The sequence below is a fragment of the Bacillus sp. 7894-2 genome, assembly GCF_002272225.1.
Classification (GTDB): domain Bacteria; phylum Bacillota; class Bacilli; order Bacillales; family Cytobacillaceae; genus Cytobacillus.
Map to the genome: position 1 here is coordinate 1 of NZ_NPDG01000089.1, position 26044 is coordinate 26044.

Sequence of the window (26044 nt, forward strand, 5' to 3'; positions counted from 1 at the left end):
CCGCTTTTCTTGTTATGATCCAGCGTAGGAGTGCAATCCGGCAATGACCAGGTTTACCGCAACCAGATTAAACATAATAATGATAAATCCGATTACTGCTAGCCATGCAGATTTTTCACCATGCCAGCCCTTTGAAAGTCGAAGGTGCAGGTATGCAGCATAAAATAGGAAGGTGATGAGAGCCCATACTTCCTTTGGATCCCATCCCCAGAAACGGGTCCAGGCAATTTGTGCCCATATCATGGCAAAAATCAAAGCTCCTAGTGTAAAGACCGGAAATCCTATTAATACTGAACGGTAAGCGATCTCGTCAACCAAATCAAGATTAATATTTTTGGCAAGCGGCTGAAGTGCAGCTCCAACCCTTTTGCGGAGAACCAATCTTAAAGCAAGATATAGAAGAACACCTGAAGCCAAAGACCATAAAACGGTATTTAATTTTTTTGCATTAATAATTGCAGGCATTTCCGCCAGCGGTTCAAATTTACCTTTAGTAATCAGCTGTCCCTCGTGAGGACCTGTTAAAGCAGGCATATGATATTCGAGGACATCTTCCTGACCGTTCTTATCAATCCAGTTAAATTCAGCCTTGTAGCCTGAGGCTGAGAAGCTTGAGCTAATAATAATAAACCCAAGTGTGCAAACCAGGCCAAACATAACGGCTTCCAGCCAGAATCTCTGTTTGCTTTGTTTAGTTTGATCCACTGATTTTACCAGATAAATTAATCCGGCAGCGAAGCTTACAGCCAAAATAGCCTGCCCAACTGCAGCTGTTGTAACGTGAATATGAAGCCAATCACTCTGCAGGGCGGGGATCAGCGGTGAAACCTCCCGTGGAAACATGCTTGCATAAGCAATCATCAGTACCGCAACCGGGAGCGTAAAGACTCCTAAAATAGGTGTTTTATAAATTAAGTAAATCACTATAAAAGCACCAACAAGTGACATTCCAAAGAATGTTGTAAATTCGAAAAGGTTGCTGACAGGCGCATGCCCGGCGGCAATCCACCTTGTAATAAAGTAGCCAAGCTGTGCAGCAAACCCGATAATCGAGATCCATAATCCAATTGCTGCCCATCTGTTTGTCCCTTGTTTCGTTCTATTCTTATCCTTTATAGAGCCGGCAAAAAAGACAGTAGCAATTAAATAGAGGATAAAAGCTGCGTAAAGTAAATTGCTGCTTATTGTAACCACTCAGATTCCTCCTTAGCCTTTCTTTTCACTTTGATTTTGCAGCTGATCTTCCGGCATCATAATTCCGGTTCCATCCAATGCTGCTTCAATTTCCCTTTTAAGTCCATGCCAGTTTTTGTTAGTGTGTCCAGCTACCCACACTTCTCCATTAACACGGCGCAGCCAGACCCTCCGATGGTTCCAATAAGCCCCCTGTGCAACACCTATCATGAAAATAACGCCACCCAATGCGATAATCCATAACGTCAAATCTTTACGGACTGTCAGAGCCGATACATTTTTAGTATCTATACCTTTAAAGGCCAGCTTGTATTCATTATCGCCAAAAGGTTCAATAGTCTGTCTGATCGCAACAAAACTTATTTCGCCATCAGGCTTATCCGGGGTAAACATTTTAAAAACAAAGGCAGGATTATTAGGAATTCTGGACTTTGTAACAGGTTCTCCATTTTCATCAAATTCAAAATCGGGAAAATAGCTGACAACTTCTGCTTTATAGCCATTTCCAAGATCATATTCATCCTGTGGATGATTCAGGTCGACTGTTAAGTCCCCGTATTCCTCACCCGTTTTTTTATTTGTAAGAGCAAATGACATTTTGTTAAGTTCATTCAGTTTATAATCTACTTGATATAATGCAAAGTTCTCAAACTTAAGAGGTTTATTAACCTTGACTTCATAGTCCTTAACTTTCTTGAGGTCAGCCTCTTCACCTGCAACAGTATCGCCCTGTTTTTTATAAAGAGTGACATTGGACTGATAATTTTTAGCTACCATTCCTGCTTTATCAATCGCTTCTCCAAACACTTCGTTATCTTTTTCTTTATCATACATTTCAAGGATGAAGCCATCATTTTTAAGGTAATATTCACCATTGGTTTCCGGAATGACCTTTGTTTCGCCTTCCCGGATCCAAAGAATTTTGTCAACATACATGCCCGGTACAAAACGGAGCATTCCGCCAATTAAAAATATGATAAGCCCCACATGGTTAACGTATGGGCCCCATCTTGAAAAACGCCCTTTTTCAGCAAGGATATTTCCATTCTCTTCCCTGATGCTGTATTTCTTGGATTTTAATTTTTCTTTTGCCATTGTGAAGGCCTTATCAGTATCTTCTGGCTGTGACGCACCAAATACCCTCTGGCGCTGCAGATAGCTTTCATGACGGCTTACCTTCTGCTTTTTTAAAGCTCTATACAAAGGGACAACCCTATCCAGGCTGCAGATGACAAGAGATATACCGATTGAGGCAACCAAAATCAAATACCACCATGAGCTGTAGAGATTATGAAATCCAAGATCGTAGTATAATTTACCAATCCATCCATATTGGTCTTCATAATATTCTTCAGCAGGCATGATTGGCGGAATATACATTTCCTGAGGCAGTATTGTTCCAACAGCTGATGCTATCAGCGTTATTACGATCAGCCAGACCCCCACCTTAACAGATGAGAAGAAATTCCATATCTTATCAATTATCGTTTTATTATAGGTTTGTGAGCGGCGTGCACTGCCTTCATACCGCATATCGAGAAGTTTATTGTCTTTTTCTTTTTCTTCCAATACCTTCCCGCATGACTCACATAGTATCGTACCTATGGGATTAACATGGCCGCAGTCGCATTTTACTTCTTTCATATATAAAACTCCCCGTAACTTATGGTTTAATCTGTTCCATATAGTTCTTGATCGTTTCTTCCGTCATCTCGCCTGTAATATACTTGACAACCTTTCCATCTTTATCAATGAGAAAAGTGGCAGGAAGAGGATTAATTCCGTAAGCTGATTGGACTTGGCCATCCTTATCAATTACAATCGGGAATGCCAGATCGTAACGCTCAGAAAATTTATTTACTGCTAAATCTGTCTCGCCGACATTAACAGCCAAAACCTGAACACCCTCATCTTTAAATTGCTCATATTGATTGTTCATATATGGCATTTCTTTCTCACAGGGTTTGCACCATGTACCCCAGAAATTCAGGAAAACACCCTGTCCTTCATAATCGGATAACCTGTGTTTATTGCCATCCATATCTGTCAGTACAAAATCAGGTGCCTTTTCCCCAACAGCAACCTTTTGAATTTTATCTTTCGTAAAATTTGCGTATAGCGTATATGCCACGGCAGCACCAAGGACAAGCAATATGACTGTTCTCATTACCAGACGCTGCTTCTTCATAAAAAACTTCCCCTCCTAAGGCATCCTAATCAGGCCCAAAGACCGTACCTTAACAAATTTATATGTAACATATGGAAAAGATTTTTGCCTCATAGCTGTATACTATTATAGCATTTTTCATCATACCTATATTGTTTACAAATTAGCGTATCTGTGACACTTCTATGAATTTTTCTAAAAGCTGATTATTTCTTCTTCATCGCAAGTGTCCGGAGCTGCTTAACTTCATGGGCAGTAAGTTCTCTTGCATCCCCCGCTGATAATCCCTGCAGAGTGAGGAACCCATATCTCTCCCTCTTCAGTTTCAGAACAGGATGTCCAATGGCTTCAAACATCCTCCTAACCTGGCGGTTGCGTCCTTCATGAATGCTGATTTCCACAATAGCTGTCTGTTTTTTCTTATCCATTGATAACAGCTTGGTTCTGGCAGGTGCTGTTTTTCCATCTTCAAGCACGATGCCTCTTTGAAGGCTCTTCATTTTTTCTTTTGAAGGGATGCCTTTCAACTTGGCAACATAGACTTTTTCAATTTCATTGCTTGGGTGCATTAAAAGATTTGCAAACTCCCCGTCATTGGTAAGAATAAGGATTCCGGATGTATCGTAATCCAGTCTTCCAACAGGGTATATTCTTTGTTTGATTCCCTCAAAGAAATCCGTGACGACTTTTCTGCCCTTGTCATCTGAAACGGCTGAAATGACGCCTCTTGGTTTATAGAGAAGAAAATAAACAGGCTCCTCTCTCTCCAGCGGTATTCCATCCACTTCAATGCGGTCAGAAGGAGAGACCTTAACACCCAGTTCCTTTACTGTTTTTCCGTTAACCCTTACACGGCCTTCAGCCATTAGCTCTTCAGCTTTTCTTCGCGAAGCAACCCCCGCATGGGCAATAACTTTCTGCAATCTTTCCATTTATGTCACCTCAAAGTTTTATTAACAATACTTCATACTTTTTCACTCCTAATGAATTATGACATAATTCGTCAAGTTTTCAAAGCAAACCATTGCCAAAACAGCTTAGGTAAGTAATAAACTGTAATTAATGAAGATTGTGATTTGAAAGTGAAATAAAAAAGATACCCACACTCAGGCATCTTTTGTACTGGATATTTTCTTTTTATGGCTACATACTGCCAAAAACAAGTGTTACGATCACAATGGATGCTATGATGCCTGCCAAATCGGCCAGCAGCCCGACTTTAAGGGCATCACCCATTTTTTTGATTCCCACTGCTCCAAAGTAGACCGTCAGGACATAAAAAGTTGTATCTGTGCTGCCCTGCAAAACTGAGGCAAGCCTGCCTATGAAGGAGTCGGGACCATGGACAGCAATTAAGTCACTGGTCATTCCCAGTGCTGCAGTTCCTGAGATCGGACGAATGATTGCCAAGGGTACAATATCAGGAGGCACTCCAATTGCCTCCAGTCCTGGCCTGATCAGATTCATAAAATACTCCAGGGCACCGGAAGCCCTGAAAACCGATATGGCTACAAGCATCCCGACAAGAAAAGGAATAATGGATACAGCAATTTTTATACCTTCTTTTCCGCCTTCAGTAAAGCTTTCATAGGTAGGAACTTTCTTAAATGTTCCATATATTAATATAAAGCCTATTAAAATAGGAATTAACCAAAGGGAAACAGCTGAAACAATCTCCATCCTAACCTCATCCTTTTCGCGTTCTTCGGTAATAGAAATAACGGTCAATCATTATTGCGGCCAATGTAGAGCAGAATGTAGCCACTAAGGTAGGACCTACGATATCGGTGGGTGAGGCAGAATTATAATTCATCCGTATGGCAATCACGGTTGTAGGAATTAAGGTCAGACTTGAAGTGTTGATGGCCAAAAAGGTTATCATAGAACGGCTCGCTTCATTCTTTCCCCCATTCAATCTTTTCAGCTCTTCCATTGCTTTTATGCCGAGAGGGGTAGCTGCGTTTCCCAAACCGAACATATTGGCCATCATGTTCGATAGCATATATCCCATTGCCGGATGATCACCGGGCACTTCTGGAAAAAGCTTCTTCACAATTGGCCTGAATAAGGAAGCCAGCTTATTCAGCAGGCCGGCGTCCTCAGCAATTTTCATCATTCCTAGCCAAAAAACTAGAATACTAATAAGACCAATGCATAACGTGACCGCTTCTTTTGCACCATTGAAAATGGCTTCGTTCACTTCATTTATGGTGCCGTTTATCATAGCAAAAACTAAGCCTATAGCTGTAAGCATCACCCAAATGATATTAACCATTTGTCTTCACTCCTGCAATTGAGGTGAAAAGACCCTTAAAGTAGTCTAATAGCGACTTATCCTCTTTTATCTCATCATGCTTATAAAAGATTGGGAGCTTTTTAATTTTCTGGTCTTCAAAATACACAGTTGCCTGACCGACCACATCAGGTGTTGTCCTGCCGTCATCCCATTCTGATTCAGGCTTTAGCAGCTTTATTTCAATTTTAAAGTTGTTTTTCTCTTCTTTCGTAACAGGATAATTGTATGAGTTCTTTATATAAACCCTGCCTTTATAAAATTCATCATCAATATCCGATAAAATTCCCTCAGGCAGGACTTCTACAGAATCATAGGTTCTAAAAGCTGTCTCATACATATTAATATGGTCATTCCAGTCATCCGGCCCATTTAGAGTGACTGCAATCAAATTAAGACTGCCCTTCGATGCTGTTGTTACAAGAGTTCTCTTCGCCCTTTTTGTATAACCTGTTTTCCCTCCTGTGCAATACTCATATAATTCAGTCAGGAGTCTATTTTTATTTTTCCACACCCTGTCCCAGCTTTCATTCGGGTTTGGTGCACGGTGCACCTTTGTTCCTGCAATCTTTTGGTAAGTCTCATTATTCATTGCATACCTGGTCAGCAGAGCCATATCATACGCAGTTGAATAATGGTCTTCATGATCATCCAGACCATGGGGGTTTGCAAAATGGGTATTCTTCATGCCGATTTCTTCAGCTTTCTTATTCATTAAAAAGCCAAATCCTTCAAGGCTTCCGCCAACATGTTCTGCGATTGCGACTGCAGAGTCATTGCCTGAACGAAGCATTAGCCCGAAAACCAGATCCTCAAGCTTTATTTTTTCTCCTGCCTTTAGATATATCGATGATCCTTCCGCTCTGACAGCACGATCACTTATTTTAACCATATCGTCCATTTTTCCAGATTCTATGGCCAGAATTGCTGTCATGATTTTTGTAATGCTTGCTATTCTCCTCATTTCATTTGCTTCTTTCTGGTAAAGGATACGGCCGGAATCCTGTTCCATTAATATTGCGCTCCGGGCACTTACTGAAACTGAAGCCTCTGTCTTCTGAGGAAAATTCATCATCATCAACGCGGTGACCAAAGCTATGGCCATCAGCCTGCTAAACATTTTCATTGCACAAAACCCCGTCTCCTTTGTGGATGTCAGATTGAGCGAAATACACGGTCTCCCATAAAAGAAGGAGCCGCATGTTTTCATTTATTTGTACAAGTTTATGCAGGACAAGTAGTGATATGACTATTATGTTTGACTTGTATTGTGGATTTAAAAATGGCTTGTACATCAAAAAACAGGGGAATACGCTTTGTACTCCCCTGTTGCTTATTTCTGCTCTATTTAGAAAGGCCTCCATTTTAATTCAGATGCTTTTAAATACCTGTTTTCTACATCCTTCCAGTTGACAACATTCCACCAGCTTTTAATATAATCACCACGGTTATTTTTATATTGCAGATAATAAGCATGTTCCCATACATCCAAAGCCAGCAGAGGGATTGTATCCCACTGGGTTAAAAGCATATGCCTTTCCGATTGAAGTATTTCGAGCCTGCGGGCTCTTGGAGACCATACTAGTATTGCCCAGCCCACTCCTTCTACCTGCTTGGCTGCTTCAGTGAAGTGGCTTTTGAAATTCTCAAAGCTCCCGAAGTATTTGTTCATTTCCTTCAGGAGTGCACCTGAAGGTTTCCCACCGCCTTCCGGACTCATATTATTCCAGAAAATCGTATGCAAATAATGACCGGAACCATGAAAGGCAAGCTCCCGGGACCAGTGTTTTACTAGGCTGTAATCATTATTATTTCTCGCATTTTGAAGCATTACCTCTGCTTTGTTCAAGCCATCTACATATGATTGATGATGCTTATCATGATGCAGCCTCATAATTTCCCCTGAGATATGCGGTTCAAGTGCGCTGTAATCGTAAGGGAGCGGGGGTAAAATATGCTTTCCCGCAGAAATATACGTTTCATTCATATAGATATTTCCAAGCTGCTGTCTATTGGAAAAGTAATTCTCCATATCCGAATGAATAGAGTCCACTTGTTTCTGCAGCTTTTCCAAAGCTTCTATATCCAGTGGGCCGTTTATTCCATCCATTATTTCGGTAAAATGATCCAGCCTCTGCCACAATTCATTGTTCTGCTCAACATCCTCGGAGTCTAAAAAATCTCTTAGCTCTTTGTTCCATTTCGTAACGTCCTTAATGTAATCTTCCATTTTACTCATACAACCCCTCACTCGCTTCCATAAATAGCTCACTTTCTATTTGTATGAGTGAAAGTTTGTACGTTTTCCAATGAAAAAGGAAATCTCCCTGTAAAAAAAGAACAGCTGCCTGCTGTTCTCCACTTCCCATGCTATTTTGATTGAATCATTTTTGTCCGGTAATCGGTTTCGTAATATTCAAGTTCCTCACGAACCCTTTGGAACTCTCCTTCCAGCTGCCTGAACATTGTTTTGAGGCTGTCTGGAACTTCATCATGAAACTGGATTGAGTTTTTTCCTGTATATGCTGAACGGCTATTCTCAAACCATGCATCATTTTTCGGAGAAAAAAACTCTTCAATGCATTGATGGTAAATCCGGTATAACGTCTTTTCGGCAGCCCCTTTTTGGAAAGGGTCACTTTTTAATATGATCGTGCTGGTATCAAGTCCTTCTTCACAATATACAAGGAGTTTTCTAACATGTGAGAGGATACTTTTATAATAATTCGCATTCCCTTGTTGTTCTGCTTCAAGATCTTTTATTGTTGTATTATTTAAGAAATCTTCAAATGCGGCAACGCTATTACCGAGGAAATTTTTCACATCTTCCATCTGTGATTTAACAATTGAATTCCCCATCCATTACACCCCCATAATTATACACTGGCTATTGTTGCGGTTGAACAATGAAGTCTAAAGGTGATCGCAGGTCATAGGATTTTTTACTCTCCAGCGCTTCAAAAATGGAGGGAAGCCTGGAAAAGTCCAGATCCTGAAAATAGGATGCAAAATCAGCCTTTGAATTAAGATAAATTCGTTTGCGATGTCTAAAACCCGGGTTCTTTAATAAACATGAAAGAGCCACAATATCCCTGAACTGAACTTCTCTGGAACCAGCCTTAAAGACTGGATCCTGGTCATATGGTGTGAACTCATTCATGGCTTCATCAAAGAAACGGACATATAAAACATGAAAAGTCTTCTCCTGTCCATCTTCTTCGAACACAATCTCACTTCTGTTAAAAAAATCTTCCGAGGTGTTTGGCTTTTCTTTTTCAAGCTCATATCCCCTGCAATGTTTAATCAGCAAGCAAAACCCTCCTATTTCCCGATGGTTTACAAGATTAATATGTATTAAAGGAAAGGGAAAAATTTAAATCTATTTTACCACACTTCCTATGTAATGTGTCAGAAAACTCAAGAATCGAGCTCCTGGAACTTTTCAAAGAATAAATCAGCCTCTTCCTGTAATGAATCCTCTTCTTCACTTATCTTATCCGGGAGTGGCGGAAGCTCTTCTATGCTTTTAAGGCCAAAATAATCAAGGAATTCTTTAGTTGTTCCGTACAGATAGGCACGCCCTGTTCCGTCTGCCCGTCCAACTTCTTTAATCAGGGCTTTTGCGGATAATGTATGAAGAGGCCTCTCTGTCTTGACTCCCCTAATCTCCTCAATCTCTGTCCTTGTAATGGGCTGTCTGTAAGCAATAATTGCGAGTGTCTCGAGTGCCGCCTGAGAAAGGGAAGCGGCAGAAGGAGACTCTACCAGCTTCTTCAGGTATGGGGAAAACTCTTTTTTCGTAACCAGCTGAAAAGTCCCTGCCAATTCAACAGCCATTATTCCGCGGCTGCCAGTATTGTAGTCTTCCATAAGACTGTCCATTATTTCACGGGCCTGATTCTCTTCCACCTCCAGCACATGGGCAATCTGCTTAAGAGACAAACCTTCATCACCAGCTGCAAACAGGAGGCTTTCGGCTATCCCCTTCCAATTAACGATCTCCACACTAATTTCCTCCTTCCATGGAAGCTACAAAAATATCAGAGAAATTTTTGTTCTGCTCAATCTGAATTTCATTTCGCTTGATTAACTCCAGTACCGCCAGGAAAGTTACTACTATATGCTCTCTGTCCGATACCGGAAAAAGATCGGTGAATTTTTTCCTGCCCTTTACATTTCTTAACTGTTCTACAATTTCAGACATCCGCTTCTCAATGGGAATCTCCTGGCGGGCAACTTTTGCAGAAAGCGGCCTTTGCAGTTTCTTCCTTCTTAATAACTTTTGCAAAGCGCCAAGCATATCATAAAGACTTACATTCAAATCAGCTTTTTCCTGCTGTGTTTCATTCACATATTCCGAAAGGTCTGCAGGCGGCTTTGTATACATTAAACTTCTATCCTGTTCCCGCTCCTTGAGCTCCTCTGCAGCTTCCTTATATTTACGGTATTCAATCAGCCGTTCCACAAGTTCATCTCTGGGGTCTTCTTCCATTTCCAATCCAAATTCATCCTCGAGCTCTTCCTCATCATGCTTTGGCAGCAGCATTTTGCTTTTAATTGCCAGAAGTGTTGCAGCCATTACGAGATATTCGCTAGCTACGTCAAGCTGAAGCTCCTTCATTGTATGTATATAAATGAGGTACTGCTCGGTAATTTCTGATACAGGAATGTCATAGATATCAATTTCCAGCCTGTTAATAAGATGAAGAAGAAGATCCAGAGGCCCCTCAAAAGCATCTATTTTGACGTTATAATGATCATATTGCATAAAATACCCACCAAATTTTCCTAATATAAATTCCCTTAAATGCCAAAAGGCTATATCTAGTATAGATTATTCATGGATGTTATCCAATAGAAAAATAACCCTGATGTCAGCAATGCCCCTGCATCATTCGTAAAATTTTTTGATCCGCCCAATCAATAAGGCAATTGCCTACATACGATGTAGGGAAATAAAGATACAGGAGGTATTTTATATGTCTAATACTGGATTTGGAGATTGCGGAACCGGGTTTGCTTTAATTGTCGTTTTGTTCATCCTATTAATTATTGTCGGAGCTTCCTGGTTCTTCTAAAAAGCTGATTCTGCAAATTTGCCGATAGACATGGCAGTCCTGTCAGAAACCCAAAATTACCAATATATATACTGATTTATCAGCTGTTAAAGCCCGGTTAAAGAGCCGGGTTTTTATTTTTCTGATAATCGATTGTGCTGTGGTAAAATGAAGTATGAATTGTCAAGGAGTGAAAGTATGTATCCTGATAAATATATTGAGTTCCTGGTCCACTTTCATGGTGACCGAGATTATTTTGAATGTCACGAAATACTGGAGGAATATTGGAAGAGTACGGATCCAAACAATAAAAAGTCTGTATGGGTCGGGTTAATTCTTATGGCAGTTTCTTTTTATCATCATCGAAGAGAGAATTTAAATGGGGCTGAACGAACCCTCCGCAAAGGAATCGTCATTTTGGAGAGCAGAGCTGAAGAAATACAGGCACTGGGTCTGGATACACATCAATTAATAAAGGATCTTAAGAACAGGCTCGTACTGATTCAAAACCGCGGACATTACTCCAGCGTTAACTTGCCAATTATAGATCCATTACTTAAGGAAGAATGTATGAAGTCCTCCGCATCCGAGGGATTTTCCTGGTGCTTTGACAGCAACTTATCAGATAAAGATATTGTGCACCGCCATAAAAGAAGGGATAGAACCATGGTTATTAAAGAAAGACTTGATGCCCTGAACCGGAAAAAAAGGCAGGAATAATTTATTCACTGCCTTTTCCATGTAGCAAAGCATATTGCTGAACCCCGATAGCGGTTAAGCTGACCGGATGCGGGTTTGTGCAGACACTTCCACTTTTGTTAATTAACATCACATTTGCTTAGAAAAGATTCGGTTTCATCGGTTGCAGTTAAAGTTTTTCCAGGATATAGTTCATCCAATGCTTTGATCATTGTTTTGCCAATGCCTTGATGCCGGTGTGACGGGTTAACAGAGATATGCTGAATCTCCATTGTCTGATCACTTGAAGTAACGCCGACCAGCCCAATGATATCTTCGCCTTCCTTCCACAAAAACAGCTGCCGATTTTCTTCTGATTCATATTGCTTCATCGTCTGCTGCAGCCTTTTCAAGTCTTTTTCATTAGGCATGAAAGATAAAAGACCCATTGCAATTTTTTCAAATGACTTTTTATATCGAATTAGCATATTAATCCCTCATTATTTGAATAAAAACATCATAAACTATTTTTCCCATATTTTAAAGTTTGTAAACTTTTCATAACAGTATATGTATTCATGCTGAATGTTGCTATTTTCGAATAAAACCGGCTAATTCATTGCCTTGACGCCTTCGGCAAAGCCTATACTATAAAGAACCAGTAAACAAGTCCCCATCCGATGCTTAACACAAGCAATATTATAAAAAGAAGCCAATTGCTTTTTTTCATATTTCTTTACTGCCCCCATTTATATATAAATCCTATGACTTACAAACTATCATTCATTTTACACTATTCTTTCTCATAATTCCATTCTGCTTGCTGAAATAGGCATTTTGAGCTAAGGTTTCTGTTAGGGGAGAGTTGAAACTTTTTCGCTGAAAGAATCGTCTATTTACAGGAAGCCATTAAGCGAGCCGCAGAACTGGCATAAATGGCTTCCCTATTTTTGCTCCGGGAGGTAACCGCATGAAATGGAATAAAATGCTACTACTATTCATAATGTCGCTATTATTTATTTTGCCGATACAGGCATTTGCTGATATGGCGGAAGGTGATGTAATTGTCACATTAGGTGAGAATCTATCAGAAGAACAAAAAAACATGCTTCTGGCTGAAATGAAAGCTCCGAAAGATGCGACCATCATTACTGTTTCAAATGAGGAAGAACATCAATATCTTGGAAATTATATCTCTAAAGCTCTTATAGGAACAAGAGCGATATCTTCTTCGGCAGTCACAGTAGCAAAACAAGGCTCCGGTCTTGAAGTCGAGACTAAAAATATTAATTGGGTCACTGATGAAATGTACATTAATGCTTTGATTACTGCTGGTGTAAAAGATGCAAAAATTTATATTACAGCACCTGCAAATGTTTCTGGAACAGCTGCTTTAACAGGCATTATTAAGGCATATGAGATTTCAGCCGAAAAAACGATCCCTGAAGATGTAAAACAGGCGGCAAATGAGGAAATGGTGGAAACAGCCAAGCTTGGCGATTCGGTTGGAAACGAGAATGCAGCTGCTTTAATTGCCAAAATCAAAGAGGAAATGGCCAAAAATTCACCTGAAACCGATGCAGAACTCAGAACAATTATCGAAAATGCAGCAAAGGACCTTGGCATCACTCTGACCGAACAGGAGATTCAAAGCTTAATAGATTTATTTAACAAGCTAAAAGAGCTTGATATCGATTGGAACCAGGTAGGTGAACAGCTTAACCAGGCAAAAGACAAAATTTCCAAATACCTTGAAAGTGAAGAAGGCCAGGGATTTTTAGAAAGCCTAAAACGTTTTTTCACTAGTGTAATAGATGCGATTAAAGCCTTCTTTTCTTAAAAAAAATTAAGCTGCCTTAGCGGGCAGCTTAATTCTTTATTTTTTCATTAATCGGCAGATCCAATCGTAATATATCCTCGTATGTTTCCCTTTTAACAACCAGCTTTGCCTCACCATTTTCAATAAAAACTACAGGAGGTCTTGGGATTCGATTATAATTATTTGCCATGGAATAACCGTATGCTCCTGTACAGAAAACAGCCAGGAGGTCTTGATCCACTGCTTTTGGAAGAGGCAAATCCCAAATAAGCATATCGCCTGATTCACAGCACTTTCCGGCAATTGATACTGTTTCTTCCGGCTTATCCAGCACACGGTTTGCCAATACCGCTTCATACTTAGCCTGATAAAGGGCCGGCCTGATATTGTCACTCATGCCGCCATCCACAGCGAGATAATTTCTTACATTTGGAACCTCTTTGCGTGACCCAGTCTGGTATAAAGTTGTTCCGGCATCTCCCACTAGGGAACGCCCCGGCTCAATCCAAATTTCCGGCATCTTCATGGAAAAATGTTCAGCCTGTTTTTTAACTTCCCCGATAATTTCTTCAACATATTGAGATGCATGAATCGGATCATCATCTTCTGTATAGCGGATTCCAAAACCTCCGCCTAAGTTAAGCACTTTAGGTTCATATGCATGCTTTTCTTTCCACTCTGCCATCTTCTCAAAGATTTTCTTAGCAGCCAGTATGAAGCCTGTTGTATCGAAAATCTGAGACCCGATATGACAGTGCAGTCCGAGCATTTCAATCCAGCTTGAATTCAGTGCTATTTGCAGAGCCTTTTCAGCCTGGCCATTCTGCAGGTCAAATCCAAATTTTGAATCCTCCTGGCCCGTTAAGATATAGTCATGGGTATGAGCTTCGATTCCAGGCGTGACCCTCAGTAAAATTTTTGTTTTAACTGCAAGTGATTCACAAATCTGCTCTAATAATTCCAGTTCATAAAAATTATCGACAACAATGCAGCCGACATGATTCTTTAGAGCCATCTCAAGTTCTTCTCTGCTTTTATTGTTCCCGTGAAAGTGGATTCTTTCAGATGGAAAATCTGCAGCAAGAGCAGTGTATAACTCTCCTCCTGATACTACATCCAATGAAAGACCTTCTTCATCTACAAGCTGAACCATTGCCACTGTCGAAAAAGCTTTGCTCGCATATGCAACTTGTGCTTCTATTCCAAGCTTCTCGAAAGTTTGCTTAAAGCCCCTGGCTCTTTCTCTTATTAATGCCACATCATATACATATAAAGGTGTTCCAAATTGACTGGCGAGTTCGACGGTATCCATACCGCCAATTTCAAGATGCCCTTTGTCATTTGCCTTCATGGTGCCGTGAAAAAACATGGTTCCCCCTCTTCCTTTTCCTCAGGTGTCCTGCCCCCGAGACTGAACAATTTATGAAAGAAATAGACAGCTTCCCAAGAGACTGTCTATTCTGTTTCCTTTAATCCTTTATTTAATTAAAAAAACTTTACCATATTTCGTGTATCTTAGCAATCGGCAATACGCATATTTCTTATTTTACAGGCTGCTTGTAACGATTTTTGGTTTGGACAATGCTTGGCCTGATCTTTGAACCGGGCATAGAACGGCGAATCAGGATTTGGGTTAAAGCCACCGGGCTGAATGGAATAAACGGCCAAAGATATGGTGTGTTCAATGATTTGATGCTTGCAAGCAGAAGAATCGTCAAAGTAAGCCCTACCACCAAGCCTGGTGTATGGAAAATTGCAACAGCTATAAGGAGGCCAAGCCTTACAATTTTATTGGCAATACTCAATTCATAGCTTGGCGTTGCAAATGTTCCAATTGCTGCGAGTGCTACATACAAGATGACCTCCGGTACAAACAAACCGACATCAATGGCAATTTGCCCAATAAGTACTGCTGCTATCAAACCCATTGCGGTTGAAAGCGGAGTTGGCGTATGAATGGCGGCGATCCTTAGGAATTCAACCCCGACATCTGCGAGGAACAGCTGGACAATGACAGGAACATTCGTTTCTTCATTAGGACCGACAAACGCAATTCTTTCAGGCAGGAGTGAAGGCTCCAAAACGAACAAAAACCAAAGCGGCAGCAATACAATTGATGACAATAAGCCTAAGAAACGAATCCAGCGGACAAATGTGCCGACTGCCGGCGATTGCCTGTATTCTTCTGCATGCTGCAAATGGTGAAAATATGTTGTAGGTGTAATAATAACACTTGGTGAAGTATCAACAAATATAATGACATGCCCTTCAAGCAAATGTGCTGCTGCCACATCTGCTCTTTCCGTATACCGAACCAGCGGGAAGGGATTGTATCCCTGCTTTAAAAGAAATTCCTCGACAGTTTTATCAGCCATTGTAATGCCATCAATTTCAATCGCTTTTAACTCTTTTCTAATTAAATCAACTAAATCCTTATTAGCTACATCTTTAATGAACCCAATGGCGACATCTGTTTTAGATCGTTCACCAACACGCATGATTTCAAAGCGCAGCCGTTCATCTCTAATCCTTCTGCGGGTCAAAGCTGTGTTTACTATAATATTTTCTACATAGCCATCTCTTGAGCCACGGACAACTTTTTCAGTATCCGGCTCCTGCGGGGTTCTTCCGGGATAGCTTCTGACATCGATGACAAGCCCCTCACCCTCACCCTCGCCCACAACGACAATCAGGCCTGATAGCACCTGATCAACCAGTTCATCCATTGTTTTAATGTGTTCAATGGATTGGTGCCTCAGCCTGTTTTCGATGATTTTAAATAGGTTAGAGGAAAGTTTTTCACTGTCATTGATCCCAACCAGACTCTCAATGATGGCAATGATATAACTCGTATCCGTCAGTCCATTAATATAATAGAAATGAACATCCTTCCTTAAGATCGTTAGCTTTCTGACACCCAGATCGAAGCTTTCGCCCAGGCCAACTCTATTTTTCATATATTTTTCAATTTCATGCACGGACTCAAATATAGGTGTCTTATCATCCTTCGTCTTGTTTCGTGTCATAATAGCCGCTCCTTTCCAATATAAGCTCTACTGCCTTTTTAGTAATTGGCGAACCTAATTCATAATGATCTTTTTTAGACATCTTTCCGATATCGCCAATTCCCACGATTATCGGCACATCAAGGTGATCAAGACAATAAACGGTATCACCATTAATTCTGCCAATTTCCATCTCGGGTACTCCGAACTTATCAACTCCGTATGGAGTCAACTCCCCGTTGTTATCAATACATACATCTACTTTTGTCCACTCGGCCTGTCTTGTTTTTGAGGCAACTGCTATGACTCCCAGAACATCGATATCTTTATGGCACGCAACATATTTCAGCGCATTCTCTCCGGCTCCCTCCCCGATAAACCCGCTGTCATCAAACATGACCAATACGGGATCATGGGAGACTTTTTTTATCAGCTTGACGATTTGCTGACCGTTCAAGACAGAAGGGTTTCCATGCGACAAAGATAGGCATCTTCCTCCGATTTCCTTCGCAACATGCTCCACTGTCTTTCTTGCAAAATCATCGCCATCAGTTATAAGAATGACGTGCCTCCGTTCATCCATAGCAGTTTTTCCTTTCCGAATCCTCATTTTTCTTAAATATGCCCAGCCGATTGCTTATTTATTTACAAAATAAATCCATTGAAACAGTGATCCGAACACCTTTCCAAATACAAATGCCATCAATAAAATGACAATCTTCCCATCTACACCGATTCTTTTCGCAAGGATTGGAAAAACATTCAGCACTTCAGTTAAAGCCGCTGCCAGCATGCCAATAAATATGCCTGAAGCAAGCCCAATGGGTATTAGTAAAATGGCTGTCAGGTGAAAAACCGGATTCCATAAAGTTGCCAGTGCACCAGCCAAAGCCCCCATCACAACTGCAGCTTCATAATAATGAATCATCTTCATTGTTTTGCTCAGTTGGGTAAGCCTTGGGATAATGCCCAAAACAGCCAGGAAAGCAACAAAACCTGAGCCAACAGCGAGCCCGCCTGCAAATCCTATGATCATTACCAGGACAACATTAATGGTCATCAAGATACTTCATACTCTCCTTGTTTTCTTTCAATGCAACATAGTTATCAAGATCAAGCTGATAATTGAACATTTCTACTTCCAGTGGGCTTGGCTCTTCGTTCAGCCGCTTCTTAAAAACATGGTTAAAGAAAATGATCATGCCAAGCCCGAGGCCAATCGAATAGGGAATTTGAAAAATGAGAGGCCTGCTGTCCACTTCCCCGGTTATGAGAGTGTAAATTCTAAGCTGTACAGCCTGCATGCTTACATCTTCATGAAAATTCATAATAGCGAGGGCAGCACCAATGAACAGAAGCAGCCAAACCAGCAGAAATAGAGGAAATGATACTTTACGCTTCTTTGTAACAACCTCGACTACCGCCTGAGCCGGCCCGATTGACTGGACTTCAATGTTTGTTAATAACTGGGTGATGATCCTAATTACCTTCATAACATCAATTACGACAATATTCCGGTCCTGCTCGCTTACTTGATAAAGCGGAAGTGCACAAAGCTTTTCGTAAATGTTATCATCGGCAATGACCTGTGCAATATCTTTCAGCAGTATTCTCTGATTGGGCCGTATTTGCAGCCGATGCCGCAAGCGGATATAAACTGTTTTTTCCAATATGCTCACTTCCCACAAAGTGATATCCTCTTCGAATTCTGTTCGCCTATTTAGAGCTTTTCGCTTTTGTGTCTATATTTAGTATGGATTACATATATTAGCTTCATGAACTCCAATAATTGGCTGTTAAATAAAAAATGAAAGACCGGATGGATTTAAATATCCATCCGGTCTTTCATTTGCTGTAGTATCTTTTTTTCCAGACGCGACACCTGCACCTGGGAAATGCCAAGCCTCGCTGCCACTTCGGATTGAGTCTGATCTTTATAGTAGCGCAAGTAAACAATCAGTCTTTCCCTCTCATCCAATTCTCGGATCGCTTCTTTTAATGCTATTTTATCAAACCATTTTCCTTCATTGCCATCATCAATCTGATCGAGCAGTGTAATGGGATCTCCGTCATTTTCATACACTGTTTCATGTATTGAAGAAGGGATCCTGCTTGCTTCCTGTGCAAGGATGATATCTTCAGGAGAAATTTCCAGGAACTCGGAAAGCTCTGTAACGGTTGGGATGCGGCCAAGCGTTTTTGATAACTCGTCCTTGGCTTTCCTGATTTTATTGCCCATTTCCTTTAAAGAACGGCTTACTTTTACCGTTCCATCATCCCGTATGAACCTTTGGATTTCTCCAATAATCATTGGAACCGCGTAGGTCGAAAACTTTACATCATAACTGAGATCAAACTTATCAACCGATTTTAATAAGCCGATACAGCCAATCTGGAAGAGGTCATCAGGTTCATATCCTCTATTCAAGAATCTCTGAACGACAGACCAGACAAGACGCATATTTTTTTGAACAATTCTGTCCCTTGCACCCTGATCTCCGCTTTGGCTTTGCTTTATTAGCTCCTTGACTTCATTGTCCTTTAAATAGGTTTGGCCCTTCTCTGCTTTAACCTCCACATCCATAGCAAGACTCCCTTAATTGCATAGCATTTTACTATTTGATAAATGCTTCCTTAATCGGATCTCTGTGCCCATTCCCGGCTGCGATTTGATTTCGATTTCGTCCATGAAATTTTCCATGATGGTAAAGCCCATACCCGATCTTTCCAATTCAGGTTTTGTTGTAAATAAAGGCTGCCGCGCCTCTTCCACATCCATAATCCCAATTCCTTTATCCTTAATGGTCAGATCAATGAATCCATCTTCAATCAGGACAGTAATATAGACAACCCCATTAGAATCATTTTCATAGCCGTGAATAATGGAGTTGGTTACAGCTTCAGAAACGACCGTTTTAATTTCTGTCAGTTCGTCCATTGTCGGATCAAGCTGGGCAATAAAAGCAGCAACAGTGACACGGGCGAATGATTCATTTTGGCTAAGCGCACTAAATTCGAGGTTCATCACATTTTTCATCGTTCAGGCAACCCCCAATCTGTGCAGTGCGTTTTCTTCTGTCGGTTCTAAACGGATTATCTTAAATAAACCCGACATATCAAATAGTCTCTGCACTGCTGGAGAAATCGCACAAACAACCATTTCACCATGCTTCTGTTTTATTTGTTTGTAGCGGCCCAAAATCACTCCCAGCCCTGAACTATCCATAAAGGAAAGCTGCTCAAGGTTTAATATAATATGATGGATGTCATGATCTTCAATCGCCTTTGTCGCCTGTTCACGAAGTTCATCTGCCGAATGATGGTCCAGTTCCCCGCTTAAACGAATACATAAGACATCATGTTTTACTTCCAAATTAATGTTAAGACTCACTATCTTAGCCTCCTTATCTGGTATCCGCAACTGAAAAAGCAGCTTATGCTTTTGCTTTTCCTCCGGATAGGATAATCCGGAATCCTATAAAATTCCGGTATCCGCCTTTATAGTGAGTCAATTTCGATGCCTGGAGCTTCATTTCCTTCCTGGAGACAAAACTAGTGTATTTTCGCTAAAAATAATTATCATAGGGATGTTTTTCGACAAAAGTATATTATTCGGTCTTAGAAAACAATCCCATGGATCGTTTAAACAATGTCCACCATGATGCTTCACTGCTGTTTTCTTTAGCAACTAAAGGACTTTCAACTAAGACTTTTCCATCCTTTTTCAAGGTTAATGTTCCGATCTGATCACCCTTTTGGACAGGAGCTTTAATTTTTTTATTTAAAGTTATCTTCTGTTCAATTTCCTTAATGCTTTCACCTTTTTTAGTTAAAAGTGAAATCGGTTCACTGGTCAGGGCTTCAACCATCTTCTTTTCGCCTTTGCTGACTTCTACTTTTCCAAGAACGTGATTTCTTTCGTACATTGGGTGTGTCTTATATTGGCTGAATGCAAAGTCGAGCATTTTAGTCACTTGGGCATTGCGTTCTTTTGAAGTCGGTGCGCCAAAAACCACGGCTATAACCCGCATACCGTCTTTCTCGGCTGTTGCCGTCAGACAGTATTTTGCTTCAGAGGTAAAACCGGTTTTGAGGCCATCAACACCAGGATAAAAACGCACAAGGCGATTTGTATTGACCAGCCAGAATTTTTTATCTGTGTCTTCACGAAGATAGGCTTCATATGTGCCTGTAAAATCAGTTATTTTCTCATATTTAAGAAGCTCTTTGGCCATTATGGCCATATCATGTGCAGTACTGTAATGTTCCTTAGCTGACAAGCCTGTAGGGTTTTGGAATTGGGTATTTTTCAGCCCTAATTCCTTTGCCTTTTTATTCATCATTTCAACAAAAGCTTCTTCTGAACCGGCAATTCTCTCAGCCATTGCAACGGATGCATCATTGCCGGAACCAATTGCAATCCCCTGAAGCATTTGTTTGGTGGTCATTTCTTCACCTGGCTCCAGGAAGATTTGCGAACCGCCCATTGATGCCGCATATTCGCTTGTCCGGATTTTCTCATCCCATGACAGCTTTCCTTCATCTAACGCTTCCATAATTAAGAGCATGGTCATGACTTTTGTCATGCTGGCAGGAGGAAGCTGCTCACCGCTGTTTTTTTCATACAATACCGAACCGGTATCACGTTCGATAAGAATTGCGGATTTCACATTATCCGCCAGATCTGCACTGCTTTCTCTTGCAAATCCGGAAGGAACAAACATTGTTGCCATTAATAATGCTATTAACATTAATGAGACGAGTCGTTTCATCACACAATACCTCCATTCTTTATAGCCTCCATTTTTTCCAGTTAAAGAAAATTTATACAGTTATCGAAGACTAAAAAGAAATTATACAGTTCAGCTCCACGCCAAAAAGCCGCCGGACATGATCCCCCGGCGGCTTTTTGCTTCCCTATTATTCAGTTATTTCTTCATGAATTAATACTGGTGCCTCTACTTTTTCTGTGGATAGCTTAATGTTTTCATAAAGCATAGTTCTTACTTCTTCTACATTTTCGAAGTTGCTGCAGATGGTGACGAGAGAATCGCCCTTCTGTACACGTTCGCCGATTTTCTTTCTTAAAATCAGGCCGACTGCCAGATCAATTTCTGATTCCTTTGTTGCTCTTCCTGCTCCCAACAGCATGGCTGCAGTTCCAATTTCATCGGCAACAATTTCAGAAACATAGCCATCCTGCTTAGCTTCTAATTCAAATGTATATTTTGCCTGAGGCAGTTTCTCCGGATCATCGACAACTGACGCATCTCCGCCTTGTGAGCTTAAGAATACTTTAAATGTTTCTAAAGCTGAACCGTCCTTCATAGCATTCTCTAATTTTTCGCGTGCTTCCTTCAATGAATCCGCTTTTTTCGCAAGGAAAACCATATGGCTTCCAAGGGTCAGGCAAAGCTCAGTCAGATCTTCAGGTCCTTCGCCTCTTAATGTATCGATAGCTTCCTTTACTTCGAGGGCATTGCCAATGGCATAACCAAGCGGCTGGCTCATATCTGAGATAACAGCCATTGTGTTTCTGCCAACATTATTCCCAATACGGACCATTGCTTTTGCTAATTCACGTGAATCGTCAAGTGTCTTCATAAATGCGCCGGCGCCTGTCTTAACATCAAGAACGATGGCGTCAGCACCTGCAGCGATTTTTTTGCTCATAATCGAGCTTGCAATCAGTGGGATACTGTCAACTGTGGCTGTTACATCGCGCAGCGCATATAACTTTTTGTCAGCAGGCGTTAAGTTCCCGCTCTGGCCAATGACTGCAATTTTATTTTGATTAACAAGCTTAATAAATTCTTCATTCTCTATTTCAACATGGAATCCTTCAACAGCCTCAAGCTTGTCGATTGTTCCGCCTGTATGTCCAAGCCCGCGCCCTGACATTTTCGCAACCGGAACACCTAATGCAGCTACAAGCGGGCCCAGTACTAGTGTAGTTGTATCACCTACACCGCCAGTTGAGTGTTTATCTACTTTGATTCCTTCAATTTTGGATAAGTCGATTTGATCACCGGATTCAACCATTGCCATAGTTAAATTGGCTCTTTCGTTCTCTGTCATTCCCTGAAAGAAGATTGCCATTGTTAATGCACTTACCTGATAATCCGGGATTGAGCCGTCTGTGTATCCTTTAATGACGAATTGAATTTCTTCTGCCGTTAGCTCCAGTCCGTCTCTTTTCTTTTCAATAAGATCTACCATTCTCATCAACAAACACCACTTTCATTATTCGTTATTAAACCAAGTTAGAAGCATACACGCCAAAGTTAATAAGCTTATGCACCAAATTCCTTAACGATTGCTTTCACATAACGAAGGAAGTCAGCTTTGACTTTTTCTGTTGTTTCGATTACTTCTTCATGGTTAAGCGGCTGGTCAAGGATGCCCGCAGCCATGTTTGAGATACAGGAAATTCCAAGGACCTTCATGCCTGAATGCTGTGCCACGATAACTTCAGGGACAGTTGACATGCCGACCGCATCTCCGCCCATTGTTCTCAGCATGCGAACTTCTGCAGGGGTTTCATATGTTGGGCCTGTATTGCCGACATATACTCCTTCCTGAATCTTCAGGTTCAGCTTTTCGGCTAGCCCTCTGGCAAGTTTTCTCAATTCTTTGGAATATGCTTCTGACATATCCGGAAAACGCGGACCCATGCGGGAATCATTAGGACCGATTAAAGGATTGCTGCCCATATTGTTGATATGATCAGAAATTAGCATTAAATCTCCTGGAGAGTAGGTTTCATTCACTCCGCCTGCCGCATTCGTAACAATGAGCTTCTCAACACCCATCTCATTCATAACTCTTACAGGAAAAGTTACCTTATCAAATGAATATCCTTCGTAATAATGGAATCGGCCTTGCATAGCAACCACTTCAATCCCGTTCAAACGCCCAAATACTAGCTGTCCTGCATGACCTTCTACTGTTGATACAGGGAAATCAGGGATTTCATTGTAAGGAATCTTAACCGGTTCTTCGATTTCGTCTGCCAATACACCAAGTCCTGAGCCTAAAATCAGCCCAATCTTTGCCTGGCCTGTATATTTATTTTTAAGAAATTCAGCTGCATTTTGAATTTTGCTGTAATCCATTTTCAATCTCCTCATCTGCTTTTTTTAATGTAATTATTTCAGTTGGTTCAAAAAGCTTTTGCCATAGGCCGGCATTTTCACATTAAAGTTATCTGCTATAGTCGCCCCAATATCTGCAAAGGTTTCACTGACCGGAAGCTCTTTCCCTTCTTTCATATCTTTTGAATAAACAAGAAGCGGAACGTATTCTCTCGTATGATCTGTGCCATGATGGACAGGGTCATTGCCGTGGTCTGCGGTAATCATTAATAAGTCGCCATCCTGCATTTTTTCAAATACTTCAGGCAGTCGTTCATCAAACTCTTCAAGAGCTTTTCCATACCCTTCCGGATCACGTCTATGGCCAAATAATGCATCAAAGTCCACCAGATTTACAAAGCTCAGGCCTGTAAATTCTTTATCAAACGTTTCGATCAGCTTATCCATTCCATCCATATTTGATGTTGTGCGAATGGCCTCAGTTACTCCCTCTCCATCATAAATATCGGAGATTTTCCCAATTGCCACTACATCAAGTCCGCCATCAGCCATTTCATTCATTACTGTGCGGTCAAATGGCTTTAACGCATAATCATGTCTGTTTGATGTTCTTTGGAAATTTCCGGGTTCGCCAACGAATGGTCTGGCAATCACACGGCCTACCATATATTTTTCATCAAGAGTCAGCTCGCGTGCGATTTTACAGATTTTATACTGTTCTTCAATTGGGATGATATCTTCATGTGCCGCAATCTGCAGAACTGAATCGGCGGATGTATAAACAATCAGAGCTCCGGTTCTCATATGTTCTTCTCCAAGTTCGACCAGGATTTCTGTTCCGCTTGCAGGCTTATTCCCAATAATCTTCCTGCCGGTGCGTGATTCAAGTTCTGAAATTAATTCCTCCGGAAATCCATCAGGAAAGACTCTGAATGGAGTTTGAATATTCAACCCCATAATTTCCCAATGGCCAGTCATTGTGTCTTTTCCGTTTGATGCTTCCTGCATCTTCGTGTAAAACGCCATAGGGTTATCCGCTTTCTCGATTCCTTTGATTTCGCGGATCTTACTAAGCCCAAGCTTGCCCATGTTCGGCATCTTCAGGCCATTCATTTTTTCTGCGATGTGACCGATCGTATCGGCACCTTTATCACCGAATTTATCGGCATCAGGCGCTTCTCCGATTCCCACTGAATCCATGACAATTAAAAAAACGCGCTTATATGTATATGCAGACATTTGAAAACCTCCTAATTATTTGAATACGGTTACAAAAATCATATTCGTATAGTACCCTTTTTAGGTTTATTTAACACTGATTCTCTTGCTGGAGCCGGGGTGTATACCGCCACTCCCGCGCTTGAAACATAATTAAGGATAGCCCTTTCATTCGTCAGAAGTCTGACATCTATATTTTACCTAATAAACAGGTAAAATGACAAGAAAAAGCTGCCTATTTTTATGGCAGCTTTATGACATTTGATTTTTTTCTATATTAAGCACGCGGATGGTATTGACTATACACATCTTTAAGCCGTGTTTTGGTTACATGCGTATAGATTTGCGTAGTGGAAATATCGGCATGTCCAAGCATTTCCTGGACAGCCCGCAAATCTGCCCCATTTTCCAGCAGATGAGTGGCGAATGAGTGCCTCAGCGTATGTGGAGTCAGCTCCTTCTCGATCCCTGCCTCCTGGGCCAGCCGCTTCAGTATTTTCCAGAATCCCTGTCTCGAAAGACGTCTGCCGTGATGATTTAAAAATAATGCTTCATCCCTATGCTTTTTAGAAACGAACTTGCCTCTTCCTTCAGTTAAATACCTTTCAAGCGCTTCAGAAGCTGTTTTGCCAATAGGCACAATCCGTTCCTTGTTCCCTTTGCCAATACATCTTACAAAGCCCATCGTTAAATGAACATCACCTGAGTTCAGGCCTATCAGTTCACTTACGCGAATGCCTGTAGCATATAACAGTTCAAGCATGGCTTTATCCCGCAGACCAAAGTGATCCTTAATTTCCGGAAGATCCAATAAAGTTTCCACTTCCTGCATGTTTAATACTTTTGGAAGCGAACGTTCCATTTGCGGTGTTTCTATATGGACAGAAGGATCATGGCCAACTGCTTTTTCGCGGAGCAGAAATTGGTGAAAGGCCCTTATGGAGGCTATATGCCGGGCTAGAGTTTTTGAGGATTTGCCCTGTTTTTTTAATAAGCCGAGAAATTGGACAATTTGCATGCGCTGCACATTCTCCAGGCTTGCAAGCTTCTCTTCCGACTTTAGATATTTCAGATAACTTTTCAAATCTCTTTCATAAGAGATAATTGTATTTTTGGCGAGGCCTTTTTCTACAAGTAAATAATGAATAAAGTCTTTTAACTGATCATCCATATGATAGCATTACTCCCCGTTTAAGTAGAAAAGAATTAACCGGTCCAGCAAGCTCCTATCTTCATCAGTTCCGCTCGCTGACACCTTAACAGCCGCTCCCCTTGGTTCGTCATAGCGGTGATAATCCTGGTATTCTTCATTTAACCACATAATACCATAATAAAAAAGGATTGTGCATCCGGTAAAAATCACAAATACTTTTATGGTCTGAAAAGCCATGCCCAGCCAGGATTTCATGTGTGGTCCTCCATAACTTTTAATTAAAAGAAAGATATTCAGCTTTCTATTATTAAAAGGTATGCCATTTTGGACAAGAATTATACCTGAATTTGCATAAATGGTGTTTCT

General features: G+C 41.0%; 30 protein-coding genes. 3 read left to right on the forward strand and 27 right to left on the reverse strand.

Going from position 1 to position 26044, the window contains the following annotated elements; all coding sequences use genetic code 11:
* Window positions 1-12: 12 nt before the first annotated feature.
* From ccsB to CHI10_RS13290, 12 genes are all read right to left on the reverse strand, one after another.
* Complete coding sequence (gene ccsB / locus CHI10_RS13230) at window positions 13-1194, reverse strand: c-type cytochrome biogenesis protein CcsB (protein WP_095244728.1); 1182 nt, start codon at window positions 1192-1194, stop codon at window positions 13-15.
* 12 nt (window positions 1195-1206) lie between these two features.
* Window positions 1207-2838, reverse strand: coding sequence for a cytochrome c biogenesis protein ResB (gene resB, locus CHI10_RS13235; protein ID WP_095244729.1), 1632 nt, complete (start codon window positions 2836-2838; stop codon window positions 1207-1209).
* Between the two features lie 19 nt (window positions 2839-2857).
* On the reverse strand, window positions 2858-3382 hold the full coding sequence (gene resA / locus CHI10_RS13240; protein ID WP_048008125.1) for a thiol-disulfide oxidoreductase ResA: 525 nt from the start codon (window positions 3380-3382) through the stop codon (window positions 2858-2860).
* A gap of 185 nt (window positions 3383-3567) precedes the next feature.
* A complete protein-coding gene (rluB, locus tag CHI10_RS13245; protein WP_095244730.1) occupies window positions 3568-4293 on the reverse strand; it encodes a 23S rRNA pseudouridine(2605) synthase RluB in 726 nt (241 codons plus the stop codon).
* A gap of 211 nt (window positions 4294-4504) precedes the next feature.
* Entirely contained in the window at window positions 4505-5041 is a 537-nt protein-coding gene (locus CHI10_RS13250) for a spore maturation protein (protein WP_048008123.1), read from the reverse strand.
* A 7-nt stretch (window positions 5042-5048) separates the two neighbouring features.
* The gene (locus CHI10_RS13255) at window positions 5049-5636 is read right to left on the reverse strand and encodes a nucleoside recognition domain-containing protein (RefSeq protein WP_035330092.1); all 588 of its coding nucleotides are present in this window, start codon (window positions 5634-5636) and stop codon (window positions 5049-5051) included.
* Window positions 5629-6780, reverse strand: a complete 1152-nt coding sequence (locus tag CHI10_RS13260) for a D-alanyl-D-alanine carboxypeptidase family protein (RefSeq protein ID WP_095244731.1) — start codon at window positions 6778-6780, stop codon at window positions 5629-5631. The genes CHI10_RS13255 and CHI10_RS13260 overlap by 8 nt, the downstream gene beginning before the upstream one ends.
* Before the next feature lie 222 nt (window positions 6781-7002).
* A complete protein-coding gene (locus CHI10_RS13270) occupies window positions 7003-7893 on the reverse strand; it encodes a superoxide dismutase (protein ID WP_095244733.1) in 891 nt (296 codons plus the stop codon).
* A gap of 131 nt (window positions 7894-8024) precedes the next feature.
* Window positions 8025-8513: a YpuI family protein gene (locus tag CHI10_RS13275; protein WP_095244734.1), complete on the reverse strand. Its 489-nt coding sequence runs from the start codon at window positions 8511-8513 to the stop codon at window positions 8025-8027.
* A gap of 28 nt (window positions 8514-8541) precedes the next feature.
* Window positions 8542-8964: a hypothetical protein gene (locus tag CHI10_RS13280; protein ID WP_095244735.1), complete on the reverse strand. Its 423-nt coding sequence runs from the start codon at window positions 8962-8964 to the stop codon at window positions 8542-8544.
* Between the two features lie 107 nt (window positions 8965-9071).
* On the reverse strand, window positions 9072-9659 hold the full coding sequence (scpB, locus tag CHI10_RS13285) for an SMC-Scp complex subunit ScpB (RefSeq protein ID WP_095244736.1): 588 nt from the start codon (window positions 9657-9659) through the stop codon (window positions 9072-9074).
* A 1-nt stretch (window position 9660) separates the two neighbouring features.
* Window positions 9661-10422 (reverse strand): segregation/condensation protein A, encoded by a 762-nt coding sequence (locus CHI10_RS13290; RefSeq protein ID WP_095244737.1) that lies wholly within the window; start codon window positions 10420-10422, stop codon window positions 9661-9663.
* A gap of 211 nt (window positions 10423-10633) precedes the next feature.
* Here CHI10_RS13290 and CHI10_RS13295 point away from each other — a divergent pair, with 211 nt between their 5' ends.
* The gene (locus CHI10_RS13295) at window positions 10634-10732 is read left to right on the forward strand and encodes a YjcZ family sporulation protein (protein ID WP_076258148.1); all 99 of its coding nucleotides are present in this window, start codon (window positions 10634-10636) and stop codon (window positions 10730-10732) included.
* A 177-nt stretch (window positions 10733-10909) separates the two neighbouring features.
* Window positions 10910-11431: a DUF309 domain-containing protein gene (locus CHI10_RS13300; RefSeq protein ID WP_095244738.1), complete on the forward strand. Its 522-nt coding sequence runs from the start codon at window positions 10910-10912 to the stop codon at window positions 11429-11431.
* 98 nt (window positions 11432-11529) lie between these two features.
* On the opposite strand, the gene CHI10_RS13305 is transcribed toward CHI10_RS13300, so the two are convergent.
* The gene (locus CHI10_RS13305) at window positions 11530-11877 is read right to left on the reverse strand and encodes a GNAT family N-acetyltransferase (RefSeq protein WP_035330083.1); all 348 of its coding nucleotides are present in this window, start codon (window positions 11875-11877) and stop codon (window positions 11530-11532) included.
* A 482-nt stretch (window positions 11878-12359) separates the two neighbouring features.
* Here CHI10_RS13305 and CHI10_RS13310 point away from each other — a divergent pair, with 482 nt between their 5' ends.
* Window positions 12360-13229, forward strand: coding sequence for a DUF1002 domain-containing protein (locus CHI10_RS13310; protein WP_095244739.1), 870 nt, complete (start codon window positions 12360-12362; stop codon window positions 13227-13229).
* A gap of 28 nt (window positions 13230-13257) precedes the next feature.
* Here the strand turns inward: CHI10_RS13310 and lysA are convergent, their stop codons facing one another.
* The 14 genes from lysA to CHI10_RS13380 form a co-directional block, all read right to left on the reverse strand.
* On the reverse strand, window positions 13258-14577 hold the full coding sequence (gene lysA, locus CHI10_RS13315; RefSeq protein ID WP_095244740.1) for a diaminopimelate decarboxylase: 1320 nt from the start codon (window positions 14575-14577) through the stop codon (window positions 13258-13260).
* Window positions 14578-14749: 172 nt separating this feature from the next.
* On the reverse strand, window positions 14750-16234 hold the full coding sequence (locus tag CHI10_RS13320; protein WP_095244741.1) for a spore germination protein: 1485 nt from the start codon (window positions 16232-16234) through the stop codon (window positions 14750-14752).
* Complete coding sequence (spoVAEA, locus tag CHI10_RS13325) at window positions 16209-16796, reverse strand: stage V sporulation protein SpoVABEA (protein ID WP_095244742.1); 588 nt, start codon at window positions 16794-16796, stop codon at window positions 16209-16211. Before spoVAEA ends, CHI10_RS13320 begins: the two co-directional genes overlap by 26 nt.
* Before the next feature lie 54 nt (window positions 16797-16850).
* On the reverse strand, window positions 16851-17273 hold the full coding sequence (locus CHI10_RS13330) for a stage V sporulation protein AB (RefSeq protein WP_095244809.1): 423 nt from the start codon (window positions 17271-17273) through the stop codon (window positions 16851-16853).
* Window positions 17263-17883, reverse strand: coding sequence for a stage V sporulation protein AA (locus CHI10_RS13335; protein ID WP_095244810.1), 621 nt, complete (start codon window positions 17881-17883; stop codon window positions 17263-17265). Before CHI10_RS13335 ends, CHI10_RS13330 begins: the two co-directional genes overlap by 11 nt.
* A 155-nt stretch (window positions 17884-18038) precedes the next feature.
* Window positions 18039-18797, reverse strand: a complete 759-nt coding sequence (gene sigF, locus CHI10_RS13340; protein ID WP_076258142.1) for an RNA polymerase sporulation sigma factor SigF — start codon at window positions 18795-18797, stop codon at window positions 18039-18041.
* A 12-nt stretch (window positions 18798-18809) separates the two neighbouring features.
* Complete coding sequence (gene spoIIAB, locus CHI10_RS13345) at window positions 18810-19250, reverse strand: anti-sigma F factor (protein WP_095244743.1); 441 nt, start codon at window positions 19248-19250, stop codon at window positions 18810-18812.
* A 3-nt stretch (window positions 19251-19253) separates the two neighbouring features.
* A complete protein-coding gene (gene spoIIAA, locus CHI10_RS13350) occupies window positions 19254-19604 on the reverse strand; it encodes an anti-sigma F factor antagonist (RefSeq protein WP_095244744.1) in 351 nt (116 codons plus the stop codon).
* 217 nt (window positions 19605-19821) lie between these two features.
* The gene (locus tag CHI10_RS13355; RefSeq protein WP_095244745.1) at window positions 19822-20985 is read right to left on the reverse strand and encodes a D-alanyl-D-alanine carboxypeptidase family protein; all 1164 of its coding nucleotides are present in this window, start codon (window positions 20983-20985) and stop codon (window positions 19822-19824) included.
* Window positions 20986-21133: 148 nt separating this feature from the next.
* Window positions 21134-22438: a pyrimidine-nucleoside phosphorylase gene (locus CHI10_RS13360; protein ID WP_095244746.1), complete on the reverse strand. Its 1305-nt coding sequence runs from the start codon at window positions 22436-22438 to the stop codon at window positions 21134-21136.
* A 68-nt stretch (window positions 22439-22506) separates the two neighbouring features.
* Window positions 22507-23328, reverse strand: a complete 822-nt coding sequence (locus tag CHI10_RS13365; RefSeq protein ID WP_095244747.1) for a purine-nucleoside phosphorylase — start codon at window positions 23326-23328, stop codon at window positions 22507-22509.
* Window positions 23329-23361: 33 nt separating this feature from the next.
* Window positions 23362-24546 carry a phosphopentomutase gene (deoB, locus tag CHI10_RS13370; protein ID WP_095244748.1) on the reverse strand — a complete coding sequence of 395 codons (1185 nt, stop codon included), beginning with the start codon at window positions 24544-24546 and terminating at the stop codon, window positions 23362-23364.
* Between the two features lie 256 nt (window positions 24547-24802).
* On the reverse strand, window positions 24803-25696 hold the full coding sequence (gene xerD / locus CHI10_RS13375; protein ID WP_095244749.1) for a site-specific tyrosine recombinase XerD: 894 nt from the start codon (window positions 25694-25696) through the stop codon (window positions 24803-24805).
* Window positions 25697-25705: 9 nt separating this feature from the next.
* Complete coding sequence (locus tag CHI10_RS13380; RefSeq protein ID WP_035330067.1) at window positions 25706-25933, reverse strand: YqzK family protein; 228 nt, start codon at window positions 25931-25933, stop codon at window positions 25706-25708.
* Window positions 25934-26044 lie beyond the last annotated feature (111 nt).